Raw genomic sequence first — 18,553 nt, 5'->3', positions numbered from 1 at the left:
TGGGCCAGCTGGCGATTAGCCTCGCTGAGGCCCTGCGGTGCCGCAGGAGTCCCCTCCTCGCCATGTATAACTCAGACTTCTGAAGTTACAGGTGCTGACATTTAGTATCCTGCATGGTTGCAATAGCGCTACGCAGGAATAGGTGAAAGCAACCTAATGCCGGCTCTGCCACGACGCCTGATCGGCAAGCGGGGTCGCCGGTTGGAATACGACAGGGACCCATTGTTTCCGCGAAATTTGAGGGAGTATTCGTCCGCTATGACTTAGAGAACCCGGGTCTGATCTCCGGCCTGCCTAGTGGAAGGCCAGAGTGGGCATAATCTCTCGGTCTTTTTCTTCGTTTAATGGGCGTCCCAGTCTGTGCCTCAAGCGCAGTCGACCCTATTAGATCAGTGTGGTATCTCGTTGCACAGCTGCCAAAAGCAGACCTCTACGACGCCCGCCAAAACCCTACAAGCGGATGCATCTCCTTTTCAGGCCCAACGAGCTGAAGGTACGCCAGCACTACTGGGGTGACAGTATCGTCCGTCTAGCGGTTGCGGCCCGAGTATCCAAAATCGCTCAATGACTCATCAAAAACTACCAAAAAGCCAACAAAATAAATCTGTCGTGTGGTTGCCTATTTCGCTGAATCTCGACCAAAGGCTGCACCTAGCAGGGCCCTGGTGCGCTGGTTAACGTCTGTCTCTCGAATGGACAGCATCTTCACTAAGAGTTCGAGTTTCTCGATTTCAGCTACATACTTGGCATCCAGACGCTGCGACAACGAGCGGGAGGCGAGGTCATCGGCCGTTCGCCAAGCCATGGCCAGCGCGCCTTCGAAGATTCGCTGGTCAGACTCGGCAGATGTGGCTGCCGAATCAGCCCCGAGCATGGCGACCGCATTCAGGCGAGAATCATCCAACCCTAGGGCAAGATCGTTGAGCTGGGCCTGTAAGCGTTTCAACGTAGCAGCGTTGCGTCCGAATCGGCCGATCTTCGTAGACATGGCTCCGCCGTAATTGATCGCGAGAACCAGTGTGAACGTGCCCAAACTTATGCTGAGTACCAACAGCACAAAGACCCAGAAACGGTTTACTTCGGGTTCGAGATAGCCGTTGTTTTGGATTCCCAAAGCCAGATCTTCAATTGTTCGAGCGATGGTCATGTCACTCAAACTGGAGAAATAGTAGTGTCCGTAGTCCCAAATGAAGTTACCCAAGCTGTTGAATTCGCCCATTGAGACGGCGCCAGTTATCGGCGTCACGATATGAAAGGCGTCCTCACGCAACTTCCAGACGGGGATGATGACTTTGTCCTCCCTGAGTTCGCCCGTAAACGGGTCCAGAAGTTCCGGAAACTCTGATTTCACACGCCAAAGTGCATCCACCAAAACTTGAGGATCCTGATCCTGAATTGTGGAGGAATCACTGCCCAGCGATTCTGGACGGACGCCCAAATACTCACTAGCGCTGCGCACTGCGACGATGATATCGATTTGCTGCGTGAATTTATCATCGAAGTATCGGCGAATCAGACTCTCATCCAAGCCGGCGGCATCTCCATCAAAAACAAGAGAATGTAGCGGTATCCGCCCGCTCAGCACCTTGCTCTGCCCCAAGGGTAAAGCACTCAGAATCGCGGTACTTGCGATAATCGCGATCACCACGATTGCAAGACTGCGAAAGAGCCATGCAGACTTCAGGAAGTTTCTCGGAAGGGAGGCCGGCCGTGAAACAAACATCCACCAACTGAACTCTTCCGGTTCCTTGACTGGCATTTCAGTAGTGCCGGGCAAAGGCCCACACAGTGCGTGTGCCGCTGCATTGGCTTCTCGAAGAGCCTTCAGGGTACGTTCTGAACCGGTAGGGGAGAGTCCAAGGCCGGATCGCAAGTCCTCGTATTTCTGTGGCTTTTTGTCAGGCTCCGGAGCATAGGCTCGTGCCCGCCGGTGGCGGCGCAGCGACCGATTCACTGCCAGCGCGCTATTTTCCAGCTCATGTTCAGCCACCCGCCACGCCCGGATCATCTCAGTTCCGTCCCGACCAGAGGAGAGCAGCCCCAGCATTGCCGCCAGTGCGTCTTCGAGCCGCCGAACGCGCTTTTTCGCGACGGCTCCTTCAGGGCGGGTAGCCAGCCGGGCCAACAGTTCTTTGGCCGCGAAGGTCATTGGGGCTGCCAACCGATCCAAAACACCTTGAAGCCCTGAGAGACTTCCCAAGACAACGCCAGCAGCCATAAGCGCATCTGCTTGGCTCACCAAACGTTGGGCTTCTCTCTCAAACGTTTCGACAAGCGTGGTCGTGGCAGGCTGTAACGCAGTCTTAGTGCCGTACACCGCCTCGATAACGGCATTCTCTGTCCGAGCCAACTTCAAGGATTCTTCACGCACCACCCGCCAAGAAGTGGTGAATCCAGCTGTTCGCTTATCCTCGGGCGTGGCGAGGTAGCTCACTTCCAAGGCCTCGAGTTCAAGAACTACACCTGCCAGCAGCCGCTGGGCCACGGTCAACCTACGGTAAATCGATTCGCGCCGTTTGCGTCGATGGAGAGAGAATGCCAAGGCGCTGATCGTCAGACCTAAACCAATGACCAATCCCATGAGCCAGAAGAACGGGGATTGTATAGGTCCCTTGTCCAGAACTTCTGTTGCGCGCTGAGCTGCTGCCGCTACCGCCTTGGGGCCATGTCCAAGACCCACATTGTCCATGTAGGCATTATGAATCTCGAAGGTGTAGTGCAGATCCTCGTCTTCGTCCCCGGTGGCGGGATAGAACCCGGCACCTGAGAATCGGCGAGGCTCGGTCCTGTTACTCGGGTCATCGTCAATGGTGGTGGACAAGATGACATCAGCACCAGGATCCTCGCGACCCTTCTTCTCGTCGTAACTCAGAAACCGGGACGTGACCAACATGCGCATTGGCTGCCAGGTTTTGATGGGCTCACCGACAACCGCGTCCACCGTCTGCTGGGAAATGTTGAGGCCGTGCTGGCCTTCGACAACTATCTCGAGTTGAGCCTCGGGGGTGGCCGTTACTGCCTGGTAGCCCTGAAAACCAAAGAAAACTGTCCCGAATCCCAGCACAAGAGCCACCCAGGGGAGGCCGAAGCGGGGCTTCTTGTGAACCCGGATGAGTGGTGGGGTCATCGCTGCTCTCGAAGCTCCTGCGCTATGGCTAGCAGCTCCTGGGCGGAAGAATCCCAGCTGAACGTAGCCGCCTGGGCAACGGACGCGCTCGAACAGGCAGCCCAGTCAGCAGGGTCAGCCAAAGAACGCACGGCAGCAGCGAAGTCTAACGGCGAATCTGCTGGTACATAGTGGGCAGCAGTGCCGCCTACTTCGCGGAATATCTCGGTATCGGCCACCACTACGGGTGTCCCTAGCGCCATGGCCTCTACCAGCGGAAGCCCGTAACCTTCGGCTTTGGACAGTGTGACCAGAGCCGTGGTGCGTAGCAGTAGCTCATCGTATTGGGCGTCAGTTACCCCATTATGGAACACCACCGATGCCCCGGCAGGGACTAGGGCCGCCAACTCAGCGCGACGCTCAGGGGTAATTCTGCTCAGTAAGTTCAGCGTGAAATCAGGCAGTTCAGCCATGCCACGGATTAGCGTTTCCACGTTCTTGTACGGCATGAAAGAGCCCATATACGTGAGCGTTCTCTCCGGTGTCGCCCCAGGATCCCGCGGTGTCCGATCACCCTGCGGCGCGTTACCGATGATCCGAACAGGACGCTTGGTGAGTCTGTGCTGGCGCATCAAAGACAGCGTGGTGTCACTGATGGTGGCCACCACATTGGCACGGTTCAACAGCATCCGTTGCGGCCAATATGCCTTGTGATAAAGCCGCCACAGCACGCGCACCGGCGCCGGCAGGAAGCCGGGAGGTGCCGGGTGCTCGTAGTAAATGAGATCGTGCAGCGTCAGTACTAGCGGGTACTTCCGCCCCCAGCTGCCCATAGTTTGCATGGGGCAAAACACCAGATCGGCGTCCAGCTTGTTCACATGCCGGGCGACGAACAGCTCCAGTGGACTCAGGGGAGAATTGATCTTCACCCAAGGCAAATCTGGCAGCAGAGCCAGCTGACGTTCGTCATGGATGAGCATGGTCACCTCGGCATGAGGTGCGACGGCGGCCATGAGACTTGCGCCGTAGCGGCTGATCCCATCGTGGTGATCCATGCGGGTGAATCGGGCGTCCATGACGATCTTGGGTTTAGGGGACGGCGAAAGGTTGCCGGCTGATTCGCCAGGGGTGGCCGCAGAGGGGGTGCTCAAGGGGCGGGGTGCCTTTCAAGGAAATCAGTGATGGCAGCTGCTGCCGGCTGGGGTGTTTCGTAATGGATGAGATGGCCCACTCCGTCGATGACAACCAGTTCGCCGTCGGGCAGGATCTCCACAAGTTTGTGCTGATGAGGGAGCGTTGCGATCTCATCCTGTGCGCCAGCAATCAGCAAGGTCGGGAGAGCCAGCGAGGTGGCAACTTCCCGCACGGTGCCACTGACTGAGGCCTGAAATGACTCCAGCAGCATGTCCCGGTTGGCGAAGCCGCTGAAATACGCGTGGTGCTGCCCATGGATGAACGCTAGCAATTGCTTGTCCCGTGTCTTGGACATGGTCACACTCATGACATACACAATGAGCTTGCTGCGCAAAAGAGCATTGCCCAGTGATGCCGGCAGTTTGGCAGATGCCCAGTAGTAGAAGACGGCCAGCTTGGTCATGATGCCCTTAGGCCCCTCCAACGCGGGGGAAGCGATCGGGTTCACCAAGATCAGTGGATACACCCGGCCCGGATGGGCAGCCACAAAGTGGCTGACCACAATCGAGCCAAAGGAATGACCCAAAAGGACCGTGTCCGGACTGAGTTCCAGTGTGTCCAAGAAGGCGGCGAGGAAGGCTACATACCCCGGAATGTCGTGCTTACCGGATGCAAAGGCGGGTGAGGCTCCAAAGCCTGGCAGGTCCGCCATGATGATCCGGTGGCCCGGCAGTAACTCCACCACGCGCTCCAGCCCATGATGGTCTCCGCGGAACCCATGCACCATCACAATGGTCCGGGTGGTTGGCGAGGGGGAAACCGCCGCGTACTCCCAGTAGTGAACAGGGGTTCCGTCCACAGTCCGGATGTGCGCACTCTCCCGGCCCGCAAGTTCTACAGCGATGGGTGAGGGGTGCGCCGTCGTACTGTTCCTGGCAGACAAATCAGTTCACAACATTCGGATTTGAGCCAGAACGGCGGTCCTGATCCAAGCTATTAATGGCCGACAGCTGAGCTTCAGTGAGGGAAAAATCGAAAACGTTCAGGTTTTCAGCGATGCGGGCTGCCGAGCTGGCCTTGGGGATCACCAGGTGACCGGACTCGACATGCCAGCGCAGCACCAGTTGAGCCACGGATTTGCCGGTCTCAGCAGCCATGGCCAGGAGCGCAGGATCGGTCAACATGGCACCGCGTGCTAAAGGACTCCACGCCTGCGTGGCGATGCCAAGCTCGGCGTGCAGGGCGCGCAGACGGTGCTGGGGAAGCCATGGATGAAGCTCAATTTGGTTCACAGCCGGCACCACATCGGTGGCGTCCAACAGTTGAGATAGATGCTCCGGCTCGAAGTTGCTCACGCCGATCGCACGCACCCGGCCCTCGTGATACAGGGTTTCCAACGCCTTGTAGGTGGGGATGAACAGCCCCCGTTCGGGGCACGGCCAATGAATAAGGAACATGTCCACAAAGTCCAGGCCCAAGCGCTCCATGCTGGCGTCGAAGGCGGCCACGGTGGAGTCATAACCCTGCTCGGTGTTCCACACCTTAGAGGTGACGAATAAATCTTCGCGCGGCGTGCCAGCAGCAACCGCGGTGCGGATCGCAGCACCCACGCCCTCTTCATTGCCGTACAGGGCGGCCGTGTCCACGGTCCGGTAACCGGTGGACAGGGCGGTTGAGACCAGATCCGCGCAGTCCTCGGAAGGAACTTTGTAGACCCCGTAGCCGAGGACATCGATCTCTACGCCATTATTGAGAGTGTGTTTGGGGGAGGGTTGCATACCCTCAACTTTACCCAGACTGAGCCTCGAGCCAGCATTGGCACGCGCTTTGCAATCCTTGAACCCCCTAGATCTGGCTACAGGCCGTCCAATCCGCTGAGAAAGCCGAAGATGGGATCGCTGGAGGGGCTGGACAACTCCACCAGTTCCCGTGCAGTGGATTCATCCAGAATCAAGTCGGTGACCAAGCCCGCGGCGAGTGCCCCGCGCAGCCCCTTGATTTTCTTTGGCCCGGAAACCACACAGATACGACGCCGGACCTTGCGTAGAGTTTCCAAATCAGGACCGCTGGAGCGTGAGTTGAGCACAATGCCGTCATCGCTCCCGTCCGAGCGGAAGAAAACGGTGGCCACATCTCCCGCCACGCCGCTGGCGTCCAGAGCGTCCAGATCGGTGGAATCAAGGTAGCCGCCGCTGTAGACGTGGCTGGGGATTTCGGCATCCATGGAGCCGACGCCGAAAATGGCAATGGTCATGCGTTCTTGCAGATCTAAGATGCGCCGGACGCTGCGTTCTTGCCACATCAGATTTTTGGTCTCGGCGTGGTCAAAGAAGGCGGGGACGGGGAATTGTTCAACTTTGGCCCCGTACGCCGTCCCGAAACGGCGGATAATTTCTGAAGCGTAGGTGATGCCGGAGGTCTGGGTGTTGCCGGCGCCGTTGAGTTGGACAATGGTGCTGCCGTGGGTGGTCTTACGCGTCAAATGGCGGCTGACGGTACTGACTGTGGAACCCCAAGCGACGCCGATGACGGCGTTGGAATCGACGAGTGGGCCGATGGTGCGAGCGGCTTGCATGCTGACCCGGTCCAAGACTTCAACTTCACTGAGCATGTCCGAGACCGGCACGACATGGACCTCAACCTGGTGGCGTTTGCGAATGACGCGTTCCAATTCAGGGGCCCTGTCAGAGGGGGTCTTGATTTGGATTTGTACCAGACCGCTGTCGCGGGCTGTGGAGAGCAGCCGGGAAACAGTAGAGCGGGACGTTCTTAGCTCCCGTGCAATGGCGTCCATGGTCTGATCTTGCAAGTAGTACATTTGTGCAGCGCGCAGGGCATCTTGCTGTTTTGTTCGTTTGGAACTCACAGTTCATTCCCCCTTTCTGCACGTTCGTGCAAACATGTTGACTATATTTTCCAATTGTTCCAACAATAAAGGGAAGAGGCGCGCAAGGCGCTATTTATCTGGACTCGAAAGAGGTCGTCGTGGGACTCCTAGGCAACACAAGCATGAACAATTCAGCGGAAGAAACCCCAACGGTTGTGCGAGCTCAAGTTGAGGCCCTGAAGGAGCGACCGCGTGCGAGTGTTTTGATCATTGGCGGCGGGATCAACGGTGTTGGTACCTTCCGCGATCTGGCTCTGCAGGGTGTAGATGTGGTCCTGGTTGAGCGCGGGGATTACTGCCAGGGTGCTTCCGGAGCTTCCTCACATATGATCCACGGCGGCATCCGCTACCTCGAAAATGGCGAATTCCGTTTGGTCAAGGAATCAGTGGTTGAGCGTAATGGCCTCTTGAAGATCGCTCCGCACTACGTCAAGCCATTGCAGACCACTATCCCCATTTTCAGTACCTTCTCCGGCATCCTGAGCGCGCCCATGCGATTCCTCACGCACAAGCAGGGTAAGCCCCAGGAGCGCGGTGCCTTCTTGATCAAGATCGGCCTGACCCTTTACGATGCCTTCTCTCGCGACGGAGGCACGGTTCCCCGTCACGATTTCAAGGGTCGCAAGAAGGCTCTTGCTGAACTGCCTCAGCTGCCCGCCAACCTCAAGTACGCGGCCACCTACTACGACGCTTCCGTGCATAACCCGGAGCGCCTGACTTTGGATGTACTTCAGGACGGCGAAAAGGCCGGCCTTGCCAGGGCTACATCGGCAGGGACTGGATCCGCCGCCACGCAGTCCGATACCAAGGCTCGTGCCACCAACTACGTGGCCGCCACAGCAGTCACCAACGACGGCGTGGAACTCACCGACCAGCTCACGGGTGAAAAGTTCTTCTTCAACGCTGATGTCATCGTCAACACCACCGGTGCCTGGGTTGATATGACCAACACCGCCATAGGTGCAGCCACCCGCTTCATGGGCGGCACCAAGGGCTCACACATCGTGCTGGATCACCCCGGACTCCTAGCGGCCTGCGGTGGTCGGGAAATCTTCTTCGAGCACACCGATGGCCGCATCGTGCTGATCTACCCCATGGGGGATAGGGTCCTTGTCGGCACCACGGACGTGGACGCTGACATGACCCAGGATGCGGTCTGCACCGAGGATGAGATCGACTACTTCTTCGACCTCATTGGCCACGTCTTCCCCAACGTCTTGGTGACGCGTGAAGAGATCGTTTACAGCTTCGCCGGCGTTCGCCCGTTGCCGCGCCACGATGAAACGGCGCCGGGCTTTGTCTCTCGCGACTACCGCATTGAGCGCGCCGATCGCAGCATCGGCGGCACGTCCGTTCCGGTGCTGAGTCTGGTCGGTGGCAAATGGACCACCTTCCGCGCCTTGTCCGAGCACATGACCAACGACGTCCTCGCCGTCTTGGGCATGCCGCGAAAGGTTTCCACAGCCAAGTTGCCCATCGGCGGCGGCGTGAATTTCCCAGCAACCACCGCCGGTGTGGAATCCTGGATTTCCTCACACACCAGCAAGACGGTCGACGCCGCTCGGGCGGGAGTCTTGTTGACCCGCTACGGTACCCGCGCCGATCAGGTGCTGGCCTACCTGAATGCTGGTGTGGATACGGTCTTCGATTCCACCAATGAACTCAGCGACCGCGAGGTGGAGTTCATGGTTGAAAACGAACAAATCGGACACCTCATCGACGTCATGATCCGCCGCACCTCCCTGGCCTTCCGCGGTCTAGTCACCAGTGAACTGCTCGCCGAGACCGCTGCCGCACTGGCAGGCCCGCTGGGATGGAATGAGCAGAAAGTGGCTCAGGAAATTAGCCACAGCATCGATATTCTGGCACGCTTCCACGGCGTCCAGGTACAAAGCTTGATTGCCTAAGCCCCGGGGGGCGAAGGGGGCTCAAGAGGGCCGGTCACAACGGACCGGCCCTTCAAGTAAGAACTAAACAATCGGAGTCAAAGATGTCTCTTGGAATAGTGTTCGCATCCGAAGTGATGGGAACAATGATGCTCACCCTTTTGGGTTGTGGTGTCGTTGCAAACGTCGCGCTCAAAGGAACTAAAGGTAATTCTGGCGGGTTCCTTCTCGTCAACTGGGGCTGGGGCTTGGCTGTCTTCGCCGGTGTTTTCGTCGCCGCTAAATCCGGTGCTCACCTCAACCCGGCAGTAACCGTCGGTATTCTCTCCAGCGGTGCTGATGAGTATGCTCCCGGCGTTGCCATTACTTTCGCCTCAACCATGATGTACTTCGGTGCTGAATTGCTCGGCGCTTTCATCGGAGCCGTGGCGTGCTGGCTTGCCTACAAGCAGCACTTTGACGGCGAACCGGACGCGGCCACCAAGTTGGGCGTGTTCTCCACGGGCCCGGCCATCCGCAGCTACGGCTGGAATGTTGTCACTGAAGTCATCGGCACCTTTGTGCTGGTCTTTGTGATCCTGCACTTCGCAAACGGTCCGGCCGAGCTCGGCCCGCTGCCCGTTGCGCTCCTCGTTGTTGGTATCGGTGCTTCCCTCGGTGGACCCACAGGCTACGCCATCAACCCTGCCCGTGACCTGGGCCCGCGTATTGCACACGCCCTGCTGCCCATCAAGGGCAAGGGTTCAAGTGACTGGTCCTACTCATGGGTTCCCGTGGTTGGTCCGCTGCTCGGCGGCGCATTGGGCGGTGCGGCAGCAAGCTGGTTGCCGCTCCTTGTGGGCTAAGGCAGAGCAACCTCAAGCCCCTCGCAGCAGAGAACTAGTCGCACCCTGAATTAGCGACCCTGAACCACTGTTCGTCATTTGAATCATTAGCAAAGGAAACAAAGATGTCTCAGTATGTAATTGCCATTGACCAAGGAACCACCAGTAGCCGCGCTATCGTGTTTGACCATGACGGCAACATTGTATCCACCGGCCAGCTGGAACACGAGCAGATTTTCCCCAAGGCCGGGTGGGTAGAGCACAATGCCGCCGAAATCTGGAACAACACCCGCGAGGTCATTGGCACCGCACTGGCCCAGGCTAACCTGACTCGTCACGACATTGTGGGTGTCGGCATCACCAACCAGCGCGAAACCGCTGTTGTCTGGGACAAGAACACCGGCGTTCCGGTCTACAACGCGATCGTGTGGCAAGATACCCGCACACAGAGCATTGTGGATGAGTTGGCCGTCGACGGTGGCGTGGAGCGTTTCAAGGCCAAGGTTGGCCTGCCCTTGGCTACTTACTTCTCCGGCACCAAGATCAAGTGGATCCTGGACAATGTTGACGGCGCCCGCGAAAAGGCAGAGGCCGGCGATCTGCTCTTCGGCAACACCGATTCTTGGGTTACCTGGAACCTGACAGGGGGCACCGACGGTGGCGTGCACATCACCGATGTCACCAACGCCTCGCGCACCATGTTCATGGATCTGGAAACCCTCTCGTGGGATGAAGAGATCTTGGCCGTCTTCGGTGTGCCGAAGTCGATGATGCCCGAAATCAAGTCCTCCTCCGAGGTCTATGGACATGTGCACGGCAGCCAGTTGCTGCGTGAAGTCCCCGTTGCCGGCATCTTGGGTGACCAGCAGGCAGCAACGTTCGGCCAGGCCGCTTTCAACCAGGGTGAAGCCAAGAACACCTACGGCACCGGCTGCTTCTTGATCTTCAACACGGGTGAGGAAATTGTCCACTCCAAGAACGGGCTGCTGACCACCCTCGGCTACAAGCTTGGCGACGCCGCCCCGCATTACGCGTTGGAAGGCTCCATCGCCGTGACTGGATCACTGATCCAGTGGCTGCGTGACAACATTGGCATGATCAAGTCCGCTCCTGAGGTTGAGGAGTTGGCAGCAGCGGTTGAGAACAACGGTGGCGTGTACATTGTCCCCGCTTTCTCCGGCCTGTTTGCGCCGTACTGGCGTGCAGATGCCCGCGGCGCAATTGTGGGCCTGACCCGTTTTGTGAACAAGAATCACATTGCCCGGGCCGCTCTGGAAGCCACCGCTTTCCAGACCCGCGAGGTGCTTGATGCGGTCAACGCTGATTCTGGTGTTGATCTGACCGAGCTCAAGGTCGACGGCGGCATGGTCGCCAATGACGCGCTCATGCAGTTCCAGGCTGACATCCTCGGCGTTCCGGTGATCCGTCCCAAGGTCACCGAAACCACTGCTCTGGGCGCAGCATATGCGGCTGGTTTGGCTGTGGGCTTCTGGAAAGACCTGGGCGAGCTGTCCAACAACTGGTCCGAGGACAAGCGGTGGGAGCCTCAGATGGAGCCCGCCGAGCGTGATCGCCAGATGCGCCTCTGGAAGAAGGCAGTCACGAAGTCCATGGATTGGGTGGATGAGGACGTCCTCTAATAAGGGCAACAGCAACAAATGCTAGACGGTGGGGCGCCATGTAACTTTGGTGTCCCGCCGTCGTGCTTTAATACTTCCGTCGTGCTTTAAACTGCCGCCCTGCGCCCAACTGACCATGAGATCGGCGCCAGTGGACACATGCACTAAACCCACGGCGGGTTCGGCGTATAGGGGAGCAACCCGGCGTCGAACACCACGTTTCAGCCTTGGTCTTTAGTTTTGTAAGTGCGGTAAAGTAATGGGGTGCATACAATTCTCCTTCTTATTTAGCCGCACTTATTGTGCGGTGCGCCCCTTGCCATGTCGAGGGGCTTTTGTGTGTGAGCAGCCAGTTAGAAGGAACAAAAGCCAATGATGAATAAAGAGGCAGGGTACGTGAGCGTGCAGTCGCAGACTGAAGAGAACAGCGAAGAGGGCATCTACAGTTTCGCCCAGATGGAAGCCAAATGGCCGGCCATCTGGGACGAGCTTAAGGTCTTCACACCCCTTGACGACGGTTCCAAGGAACGCCGCTACGTTCTGGATATGTTCCCGTACCCTTCGGGTGATCTGCACATGGGTCACGCCGAAGCGTTCGCCATGGGAGATGTGGTCTCGCGTTACTGGCGCCAGCTAGGTTATGACGTGCTGCACCCGATCGGCTGGGACTCCTTTGGCCTGCCCGCAGAGAACGCGGCCATCAAGCGCAACGCGCACCCCAGCGAGTGGACGTACACCAACATTGATACGCAGGCGGAGTCGTTCAAGCGTTACGCCATCTCCGTGGACTGGTCCCGCCGCCTACAGACCTCCGACCCTGAGTATTACCGGTGGACGCAGTGGCTGTTTAAGCGTTTCCACGAAAAAGGTCTGGCATACCGCAAGAACTCACCCGTGAACTGGTGCCCCACGGACCAGACCGTGCTCGCTAATGAACAGGTTGTCAACGGCGCCTGCGAACGCTGCGGCGCCATCGTGACCAAGAAGTCCCTGAACCAGTGGTACTTCAAGATCACCGACTACGCCGACCGCCTGCTCGATGACATGGACGCGCTCAAGGGCCAGTGGCCGGACCGCGTGCTGGCCATGCAGAAGAACTGGATTGGTCGCTCAGAAGGCGCCCACGTCACCTTCGTGATTGAAGCGGCCGGCGAAGAGAAGGTGCAGCAGGAGCTCACGGTCTTCACCACTCGTCCGGACACCCTGTACGGGGCAACGTTCTTCGTTGTGGCCGCAGATGCACCGTTGGCTCTGGATCTAGTGACCGCTGAGCACGCTGAAGCGCTCTCCGAATACCGCGAACAAGTCAAAGCGCTGAGCGATATTGAGCGCCAGGCCACGGACCGACCCAAGTCCGGTATTTTTACCGGCCGGTATGCGATCAACCCGCTGACCGGTGAAAAACTGCCCGTCTGGGCCGCCGATTACGTGCTGGCCGATTACGGCACCGGAGCCATCATGGCCGTGCCTGCTCACGATCAGCGTGATCTGGATTTCGCCAAGGCCTTCGACCTGCCTATCCGCGCAGTGCTGGACACCGGCATGGAAGATCCCGCCGAGACCGGCATCGCCTCCACCGGCGAAGGCACGCTCATCAACTCCGGCGCGCTCAACGGTCTATCCAAGGCTGAGGGCATCCCGGCCGCCATCGAAGTGCTCGAGAAGTTGGGCACAGGCGAGAAGTTCGTCAACTTCCGTCTGCGTGACTGGTTGCTGTCCCGCCAGCGTTTCTGGGGCACACCCATCCCGATCATTCACTGTGGCGATTGCGGCGAAGTTGCGGTTCCGGACGAGCAGCTGCCTGTAGGTCTGCCGGAGAATCTGCGCGGCGAGGCCCTCGCCCCTAAGGGCACCAGCCCTCTGGCTGCAGCGCAGGATTGGGTCAACGTGGATTGCCCGTCCTGTGGCAAGCCCGCCAAGCGCGACACCGACACCATGGACACATTCGTGGACTCCTCTTGGTACTTCCTGCGCTTCACCTCGCCGGAGTACACCGAAGGCCCGTTCGATCCGGCCAAGGTTAACGACTGGATGCCCGTTGGTCAGTACGTGGGTGGCGTTGAGCACGCCATTTTGCACCTGCTGTACGCGCGTTTCTTCACCAAGGTCATCCACGATCTTGGCCTGCTCGAAGCCACCGAGCCCTTCAGCGCGCTGCTGAACCAGGGCCAGGTGCTCAATGGTGGTAAGGCCATGAGCAAGTCCTTGGGTAACGGTGTTGACTTGGGTCAGCAGCTGGATAAGTTCGGGGTCGACGCCGTCCGCCTCACCATGATCTTTGCCGGCCCTCCCGAGGACGACGTCGACTGGGCGGATGTTTCGCCGTCGGGTTCGGCTAAGTTCCTGGCCCGCGCCTGGCGCCTGGCCCGTGACGTAGCCACCGAACCGGGCACCCCGGCCGCTGGTGGGGACACTGAACTGCGTTCCTTGACGCACCGCACGGTCCACGACGCCAAGGCCCTGCTGGAAGGCCACAAGTTCAACGTTGTGGTAGCTAAGCTCATGGAATTGGTCAACGCCACCCGTAAAGCCATCGATACCGGTGCCGGTGCTGCTGATCCTGCAGTGCGTGAAGCGGCTGAAGCCGTGGCCATTATCCTGAGCCTGTTCGCCCCGTACACGGCCGAAGACATGTGGGAAACCCTAGGTCACCCGGCTTCCGTTGCCAACGCTGGCTTCCCGGCCGTTGACGAGGCGTTGCTGGTGCAGCAGACCATAACCGCGATCGTTCAGATCAAGGGCAAGGTCAAGGACCGGTTGGAAGTATCCCCAGATATCACTGAGGATGAACTCCGTGAGCTGGCTCTGGGCTCGGAAACGATCCAAAAGGCACTTGTTGGTCTGGAAATCCGCACAGTGATCGTCCGTGCGCCTAAGCTGGTCAATATCGTTCCGGCCTAGTCAGCGAAGAAACAGCGTGTAAAAGCAGCACCACGCAAAGTGCCCTCGCCCCTTCCGGGCTTGGGCACTTTGTTTTTCGCTGGTTCCGCGGCATTCACTACGCGGGACTTGTTGCATGGAACTTGCAGTATTGAACTTGCAGTATGGAACTTGTTGGGAAGGGGAAGACTGCAATGAATGAAGCATCCACCGCAAGCACGTGGCTGCGGCAGCAGGTAGGCCGGATACGCCCCAAACCCACCAAACCTCGTGACGTCTTAGACGTAGATCTTTCGGCTGGGCCAGCAGCTCCGCCCCGGCCCAGCATAGCCATCGTCACAGATTCTGCCGCAGCACTACCGCCGGAATGGGTTGCTGAGATTGCTGGTTCCGGTGTGCTCACCGTGGTGCCCATTCCTCTTATCATCGGTTCGAATGTGTATTCAGATGATGACGCGGAATTGGAAGTCCACATGTCTTTGGCGTTGGCTTCGGGGCAACCAGTCAAAACGTCGCGGCCTTCTCCTGGCCAGTTTGAACGTGCCTACAAGGCTGCCGCTGATGCCGGATTCACGCAGATCGTTTCCCTGCACCTGTCAAAGAAACTCTCGGGAACACTGGACGCTGCCCAGCTTGCAGCGGACCGTTCACCGATACCTGTTCATGTTGTGGATTCGGCAACCGTTGGTATGGGTCAGGGCAGGGGAGTCCAAGCCGCGGTGGAATCAACGCTGCGCGGCGAGGACGCCCTAGCCGTGATTGCTGCAGCGCAGAGCGCTTTTGCCACCACCGCGATCTTCTTCTACGTACCGAGTCTTGAGCAATTACGACGTGGCGGACGTATCAGCCTTGCCTCATCCTGGTTTGGGACCGTGCTGGACATCAAACCCATTCTCGCCATTAAGGACGGCGCCATTATTCCTTTGGAGAAGGTGCGCTCTGCTGCCAAGGCCATCGCCCGTCTTGAGGCGCTGGCCGCAGCCGAGATTGCTGCCCGAGGCACCGCAGAGACTCGAATCAGCCTGCACCATTTTGGCAACGAGTCCCAGGCCCGCTTACTGGGAGATTCCTTGAAGGCTGGCTCACCAGGGTTGACGGGTGTCACTATGACCCGTTTGCCGGCCGTTCTGGCCGCTCACGCAGGTCTGGGCGTACTGGTTGTGGTCGTTTCAAGGGCCCTCGTTCCTCCACAGCGGTAGCTGACTTCTTAGCTCGTCACAGAAGCGCAAAACGGGCATGCTCGCCACCGTGCAGAAGTCTACGGTTGGTTCATGAAAGAGCGCAGCCCACGAGCCCAGTGGATGCGGCAGGCGAGCAATCGTGCCGGCCGCGATGCTGACGCTGCCGGGGGAGCGAGCTTCGCCGATTTCAACACAGGCAACTCTGATGTTGACAGTGGAGCGGGCCGCCGTCGAGGTTTGCGCCAGTGGAACGGACCTCGTTGGGTTGTTCCCGTGCGCTCCCTAGTGGTGGTGCTGGCGATGGTGGCCGCCGCCTTGGGTGTCCTATGGATCGAATCGGCTGGGGTGCAGAATGCATCAGCGCAGCTGGCCTCGGAAACCGCCGGAAAAGTTGCGGTCCCGCCCCTGGACGCATCTGCAGCTGTGGCTCCATCTTCCGGCGCCGTTGCTTCTGCAGAGGCTGTTGATCCCGCAATGGGCGGCTCAGGAAGTACCCCAGGTGTCGGGGATGCTGGTGGAGCTGCTGGTGGAGTTGAGCGTTCCGCAGGAGCTACCGAGCAGCCGTTGTTGGTGGTGCATGTTGTTGGAGCTGTGAAGAATCCTGGCGTGTTCGCGCTGGATCCGGGCAGCCGAGTCTCGGCAGCGGTCGAGGCAGCTGGGGGAGCCCTTCCCACTGCGGAACTGGCGGCCCTGAATTTGGCGGCCCCGCTTCTCGATGGAGTGCAGGTGTTCATCCCCACTCAGGAACAAGCGGCCGCCTTGCAGCCTTTTCCGGGGGCTGTGCGGGCTCCGGAGCAGTCGCCGGGAGCGTCGAGAAGCAGTCCTTCCGGGACGCAGGGGAAGCTCAACCTGAACACTGCTTCTGCGGCCGAGTTGGAAACCCTGCCAGGTGTTGGCCCCGTTCTCGCCGAACGGATCGTGTCGTGGCGCACTGAGCATGGCCAGTTTGCCACGGTGGACGCACTCGACGCGGTGGCCGGGATCGGAGCGAAGCTGCTGGCCGGCCTACGTGATTCGGTCACGGTCTCATGAGGGTCCGTGAACCGCGCTGGGCCAAGTTCACCCGTGCAGCCGTCGGGGACATGGAGCCGGTACCGGCCAAAGCGTTACGTACGCGATTGTTGTTGCACCTGCAGGATCTGCGGCGTCGGGTTGCCGACGCTCATGCCGGGCAGGCAGAGACCGAGCGTCATAAAAGAGCAGATGCCCGGTTGCTGCCGGCAGTGGTGGGGACGTGGGCTGGCGCTGCTGCTGCCATGATGATGCCCTGGGAGCGCATCGCCGGCTGCGCACTGCTGCTCGCACTGGGCTTGCTGGGGGTCTTCGTCGCTGCTCAATGGCGCCGACGGTTGGGTGGGCCAGCGAGACCAGCGAGACCAGCGAGACCAGCGAGACCAGCGGGGAGTGCGAGGAATACTAGTCCGGGGACAGCTGGTGCCGGACGTCCTGTTCCGCGGAGCGATGGTGCTTTGGTTCTACTACGAGCAGCGGCACCCACGGCTATCCTGTCCGCGGTCTGCATTCTGGGCGTCTTGGCCTCGGCGGGGCTGCGCTCTTGGAGTGCGGCTGCCTCCCCAATAGCTCAGGCTGTAGAGCGTGGCGAGGTGTTGGTAATAACCCTGAAAGTGGAGACTTCACCTAGACGATTGGGCGCAGGCAACGGTTCACCTCGGGTGGCATTTGACGCCGTGGTGGTCCAGGCTCAAGCCAAGGGCAAAACACTGGTGGGAGGGCTGCCTATTCGAGTTGTTGCAGGATTGGAGTGGGCCAGGCTCCAGCCTGGCGATACTGCTGTTACTGCCGGTTCCATTGCGCCGGCAGCAGAACATGAATCGGTCGCCGGGTTCCTTCGTCCATCCACGATTCCACAGTCAGTGACCTCCGCGTCAGGCGGGCCGCAAGTGGCCGTCACCGCTATCCGCAGCTCCTGGGTTCAGGCGGTGCAAACAGTATGGGAAGAGAACTCTGGCGATACTGCCGGACTTTTGCCGGGAATGGTCATGGGTGACCGCGCCGGCATGGACAGTAGCCTCGACGACGCCATGAAAATGGTTGGCCTGACACATCTGACAGCCGTCAGCGGAGCCAATTGCACCCTTGTATTGGCCTCCCTCATGCTGGGTCTTCGATCGCTCCGAGCACCGCGGAGTCTGGCCTTTGTTGCCTCGGGTGTGGGGCTGCTGGGATTTGTTCTGGTGGTGGGTCCGGATCCCAGCGTGTTGCGGGCCGCTGTCATGGGGACTATCGGTGCCATGGCTATTCTGGGCGGACGGCCTAAAAGAGTGGGAACCCTGTTGTCGGTCTCCATTGTGGTGCTGTTGCTAGCTGATCCCTGGCTGGCCGCCGACTATGCTTTCATCCTCTCGGTTCTGGCCACTTTAGGGCTGCATCTTCTAGGTCAGCGGTGCGTGCGTTGGTTGGCCGTCATGCTTCCCCTGTGGTTGGCGCAGGCTGTAGCCATTCCCCTAGCGGCTCAACTGTTCTGTGCACCCGTCATTGTGCTGCTGCAGGCCCGACTAACGCCCTACACCATTCCGGCGAACATGCTGGCAGCCCCAGTGGTGGCACTGGTAACCACGGTAGGCACCTTGGGTATGGTGGTGGCTGCCGTGGCGCCACCACTAGCGGGGCTTTGCGCAGCTGTTAGCGGAGTCGGGGCCTGGTGGGTGGCCGTCGTGGCACGCACGCTGTCGGCCTGGCCCGCAGCCAGCCTGCCATGGCCGACGGGTATCCAGGGAGTGGTGCTCATGTCGCTGCTGAATGCCGCGGTACTGGGCGTTCTCTTTGCTGTGGTGGAGAAGGATCGTGCCCGTGCTGTTGCCGTGCGGATGCGAGAGCTGCTGCCCGTACGGTGGCGCGACCACGGGTTTGCTGCTGCACTGGTCTTCGCTACCGGAGCTGCCGCGTGGTGGAGTGCGGCGGTGCTGCAACTTTGAGAGATGGCCAGCAGTGACACTCTGATTGGCCGAAGGCCCCAGGACAGGTTGGGAAACAGTGCCCGTCAGTGGCACAGTAGATGCTGTGAATATTGAGTGG

General features: G+C 59.4%; 12 protein-coding genes. 7 read left to right on the top strand and 5 right to left on the bottom strand.

Annotated elements, in window-relative coordinates; translation table 11 throughout:
• Positions 1–619: 619 nt before the first annotated feature.
• The 5 genes from ACX80D_RS06985 to ACX80D_RS06965 form a co-directional block, all read right to left on the bottom strand.
• On the bottom strand, positions 620–3,127 hold the full coding sequence (locus ACX80D_RS06985) for a DUF5129 domain-containing protein (RefSeq protein ID WP_459321923.1): 2,508 nt from the start codon (positions 3,125–3,127) through the stop codon (positions 620–622).
• A complete protein-coding gene (locus ACX80D_RS06980) occupies positions 3,124–4,182 on the bottom strand; it encodes a glycosyltransferase family 4 protein (RefSeq protein ID WP_459321988.1) in 1,059 nt (352 codons plus the stop codon). The genes ACX80D_RS06985 and ACX80D_RS06980 overlap by 4 nt, the downstream gene beginning before the upstream one ends.
• A 71-nt stretch (positions 4,183–4,253) precedes the next feature.
• Positions 4,254–5,183, bottom strand: a complete 930-nt coding sequence (locus tag ACX80D_RS06975) for an alpha/beta fold hydrolase (protein WP_459321922.1) — start codon at positions 5,181–5,183, stop codon at positions 4,254–4,256.
• A gap of 1 nt (position 5,184) precedes the next feature.
• The gene (locus ACX80D_RS06970) at positions 5,185–6,018 is read right to left on the bottom strand and encodes an aldo/keto reductase (protein WP_459321921.1); all 834 of its coding nucleotides are present in this window, start codon (positions 6,016–6,018) and stop codon (positions 5,185–5,187) included.
• 77 nt (positions 6,019–6,095) lie between these two features.
• Complete coding sequence (locus ACX80D_RS06965; protein WP_459321987.1) at positions 6,096–7,058, bottom strand: sugar-binding transcriptional regulator; 963 nt, start codon at positions 7,056–7,058, stop codon at positions 6,096–6,098.
• A 191-nt stretch (positions 7,059–7,249) separates the two neighbouring features.
• Here ACX80D_RS06965 and ACX80D_RS06960 point away from each other — a divergent pair, with 191 nt between their 5' ends.
• The 7 genes from ACX80D_RS06960 (at position 7,250) to ACX80D_RS06930 (ending at position 18,453) form a co-directional block, all read left to right on the top strand.
• Entirely contained in the window at positions 7,250–9,034 is a 1,785-nt protein-coding gene (locus tag ACX80D_RS06960) for a glycerol-3-phosphate dehydrogenase/oxidase (protein ID WP_459321920.1), read from the top strand.
• Positions 9,035–9,117: 83 nt separating this feature from the next.
• The gene (locus ACX80D_RS06955; protein ID WP_459321919.1) at positions 9,118–9,858 is read left to right on the top strand and encodes an MIP/aquaporin family protein; all 741 of its coding nucleotides are present in this window, start codon (positions 9,118–9,120) and stop codon (positions 9,856–9,858) included.
• A 104-nt stretch (positions 9,859–9,962) separates the two neighbouring features.
• The gene (gene glpK / locus ACX80D_RS06950) at positions 9,963–11,477 is read left to right on the top strand and encodes a glycerol kinase GlpK (protein WP_459321918.1); all 1,515 of its coding nucleotides are present in this window, start codon (positions 9,963–9,965) and stop codon (positions 11,475–11,477) included.
• Positions 11,478–11,852: 375 nt separating this feature from the next.
• Complete coding sequence (gene leuS, locus ACX80D_RS06945; RefSeq protein ID WP_459321986.1) at positions 11,853–14,357, top strand: leucine--tRNA ligase; 2,505 nt, start codon at positions 11,853–11,855, stop codon at positions 14,355–14,357.
• A gap of 173 nt (positions 14,358–14,530) precedes the next feature.
• Positions 14,531–15,535 (top strand): DegV family protein, encoded by a 1,005-nt coding sequence (locus ACX80D_RS06940; protein ID WP_459321917.1) that lies wholly within the window; start codon positions 14,531–14,533, stop codon positions 15,533–15,535.
• A 72-nt stretch (positions 15,536–15,607) separates the two neighbouring features.
• On the top strand, positions 15,608–16,549 hold the full coding sequence (locus ACX80D_RS06935; RefSeq protein ID WP_459321916.1) for a helix-hairpin-helix domain-containing protein: 942 nt from the start codon (positions 15,608–15,610) through the stop codon (positions 16,547–16,549).
• Positions 16,546–18,453: a ComEC/Rec2 family competence protein gene (locus tag ACX80D_RS06930; RefSeq protein WP_459321915.1), complete on the top strand. Its 1,908-nt coding sequence runs from the start codon at positions 16,546–16,548 to the stop codon at positions 18,451–18,453. The genes ACX80D_RS06935 and ACX80D_RS06930 overlap by 4 nt, the downstream gene beginning before the upstream one ends.
• Positions 18,454–18,553 lie beyond the last annotated feature (100 nt).

The organism is Arthrobacter sp. Sr24 (assembly GCF_054511175.1).
Note: the sequence above shows the minus strand (reverse complement) of the source record. Positions and strands in the feature narration are given on the sequence as shown.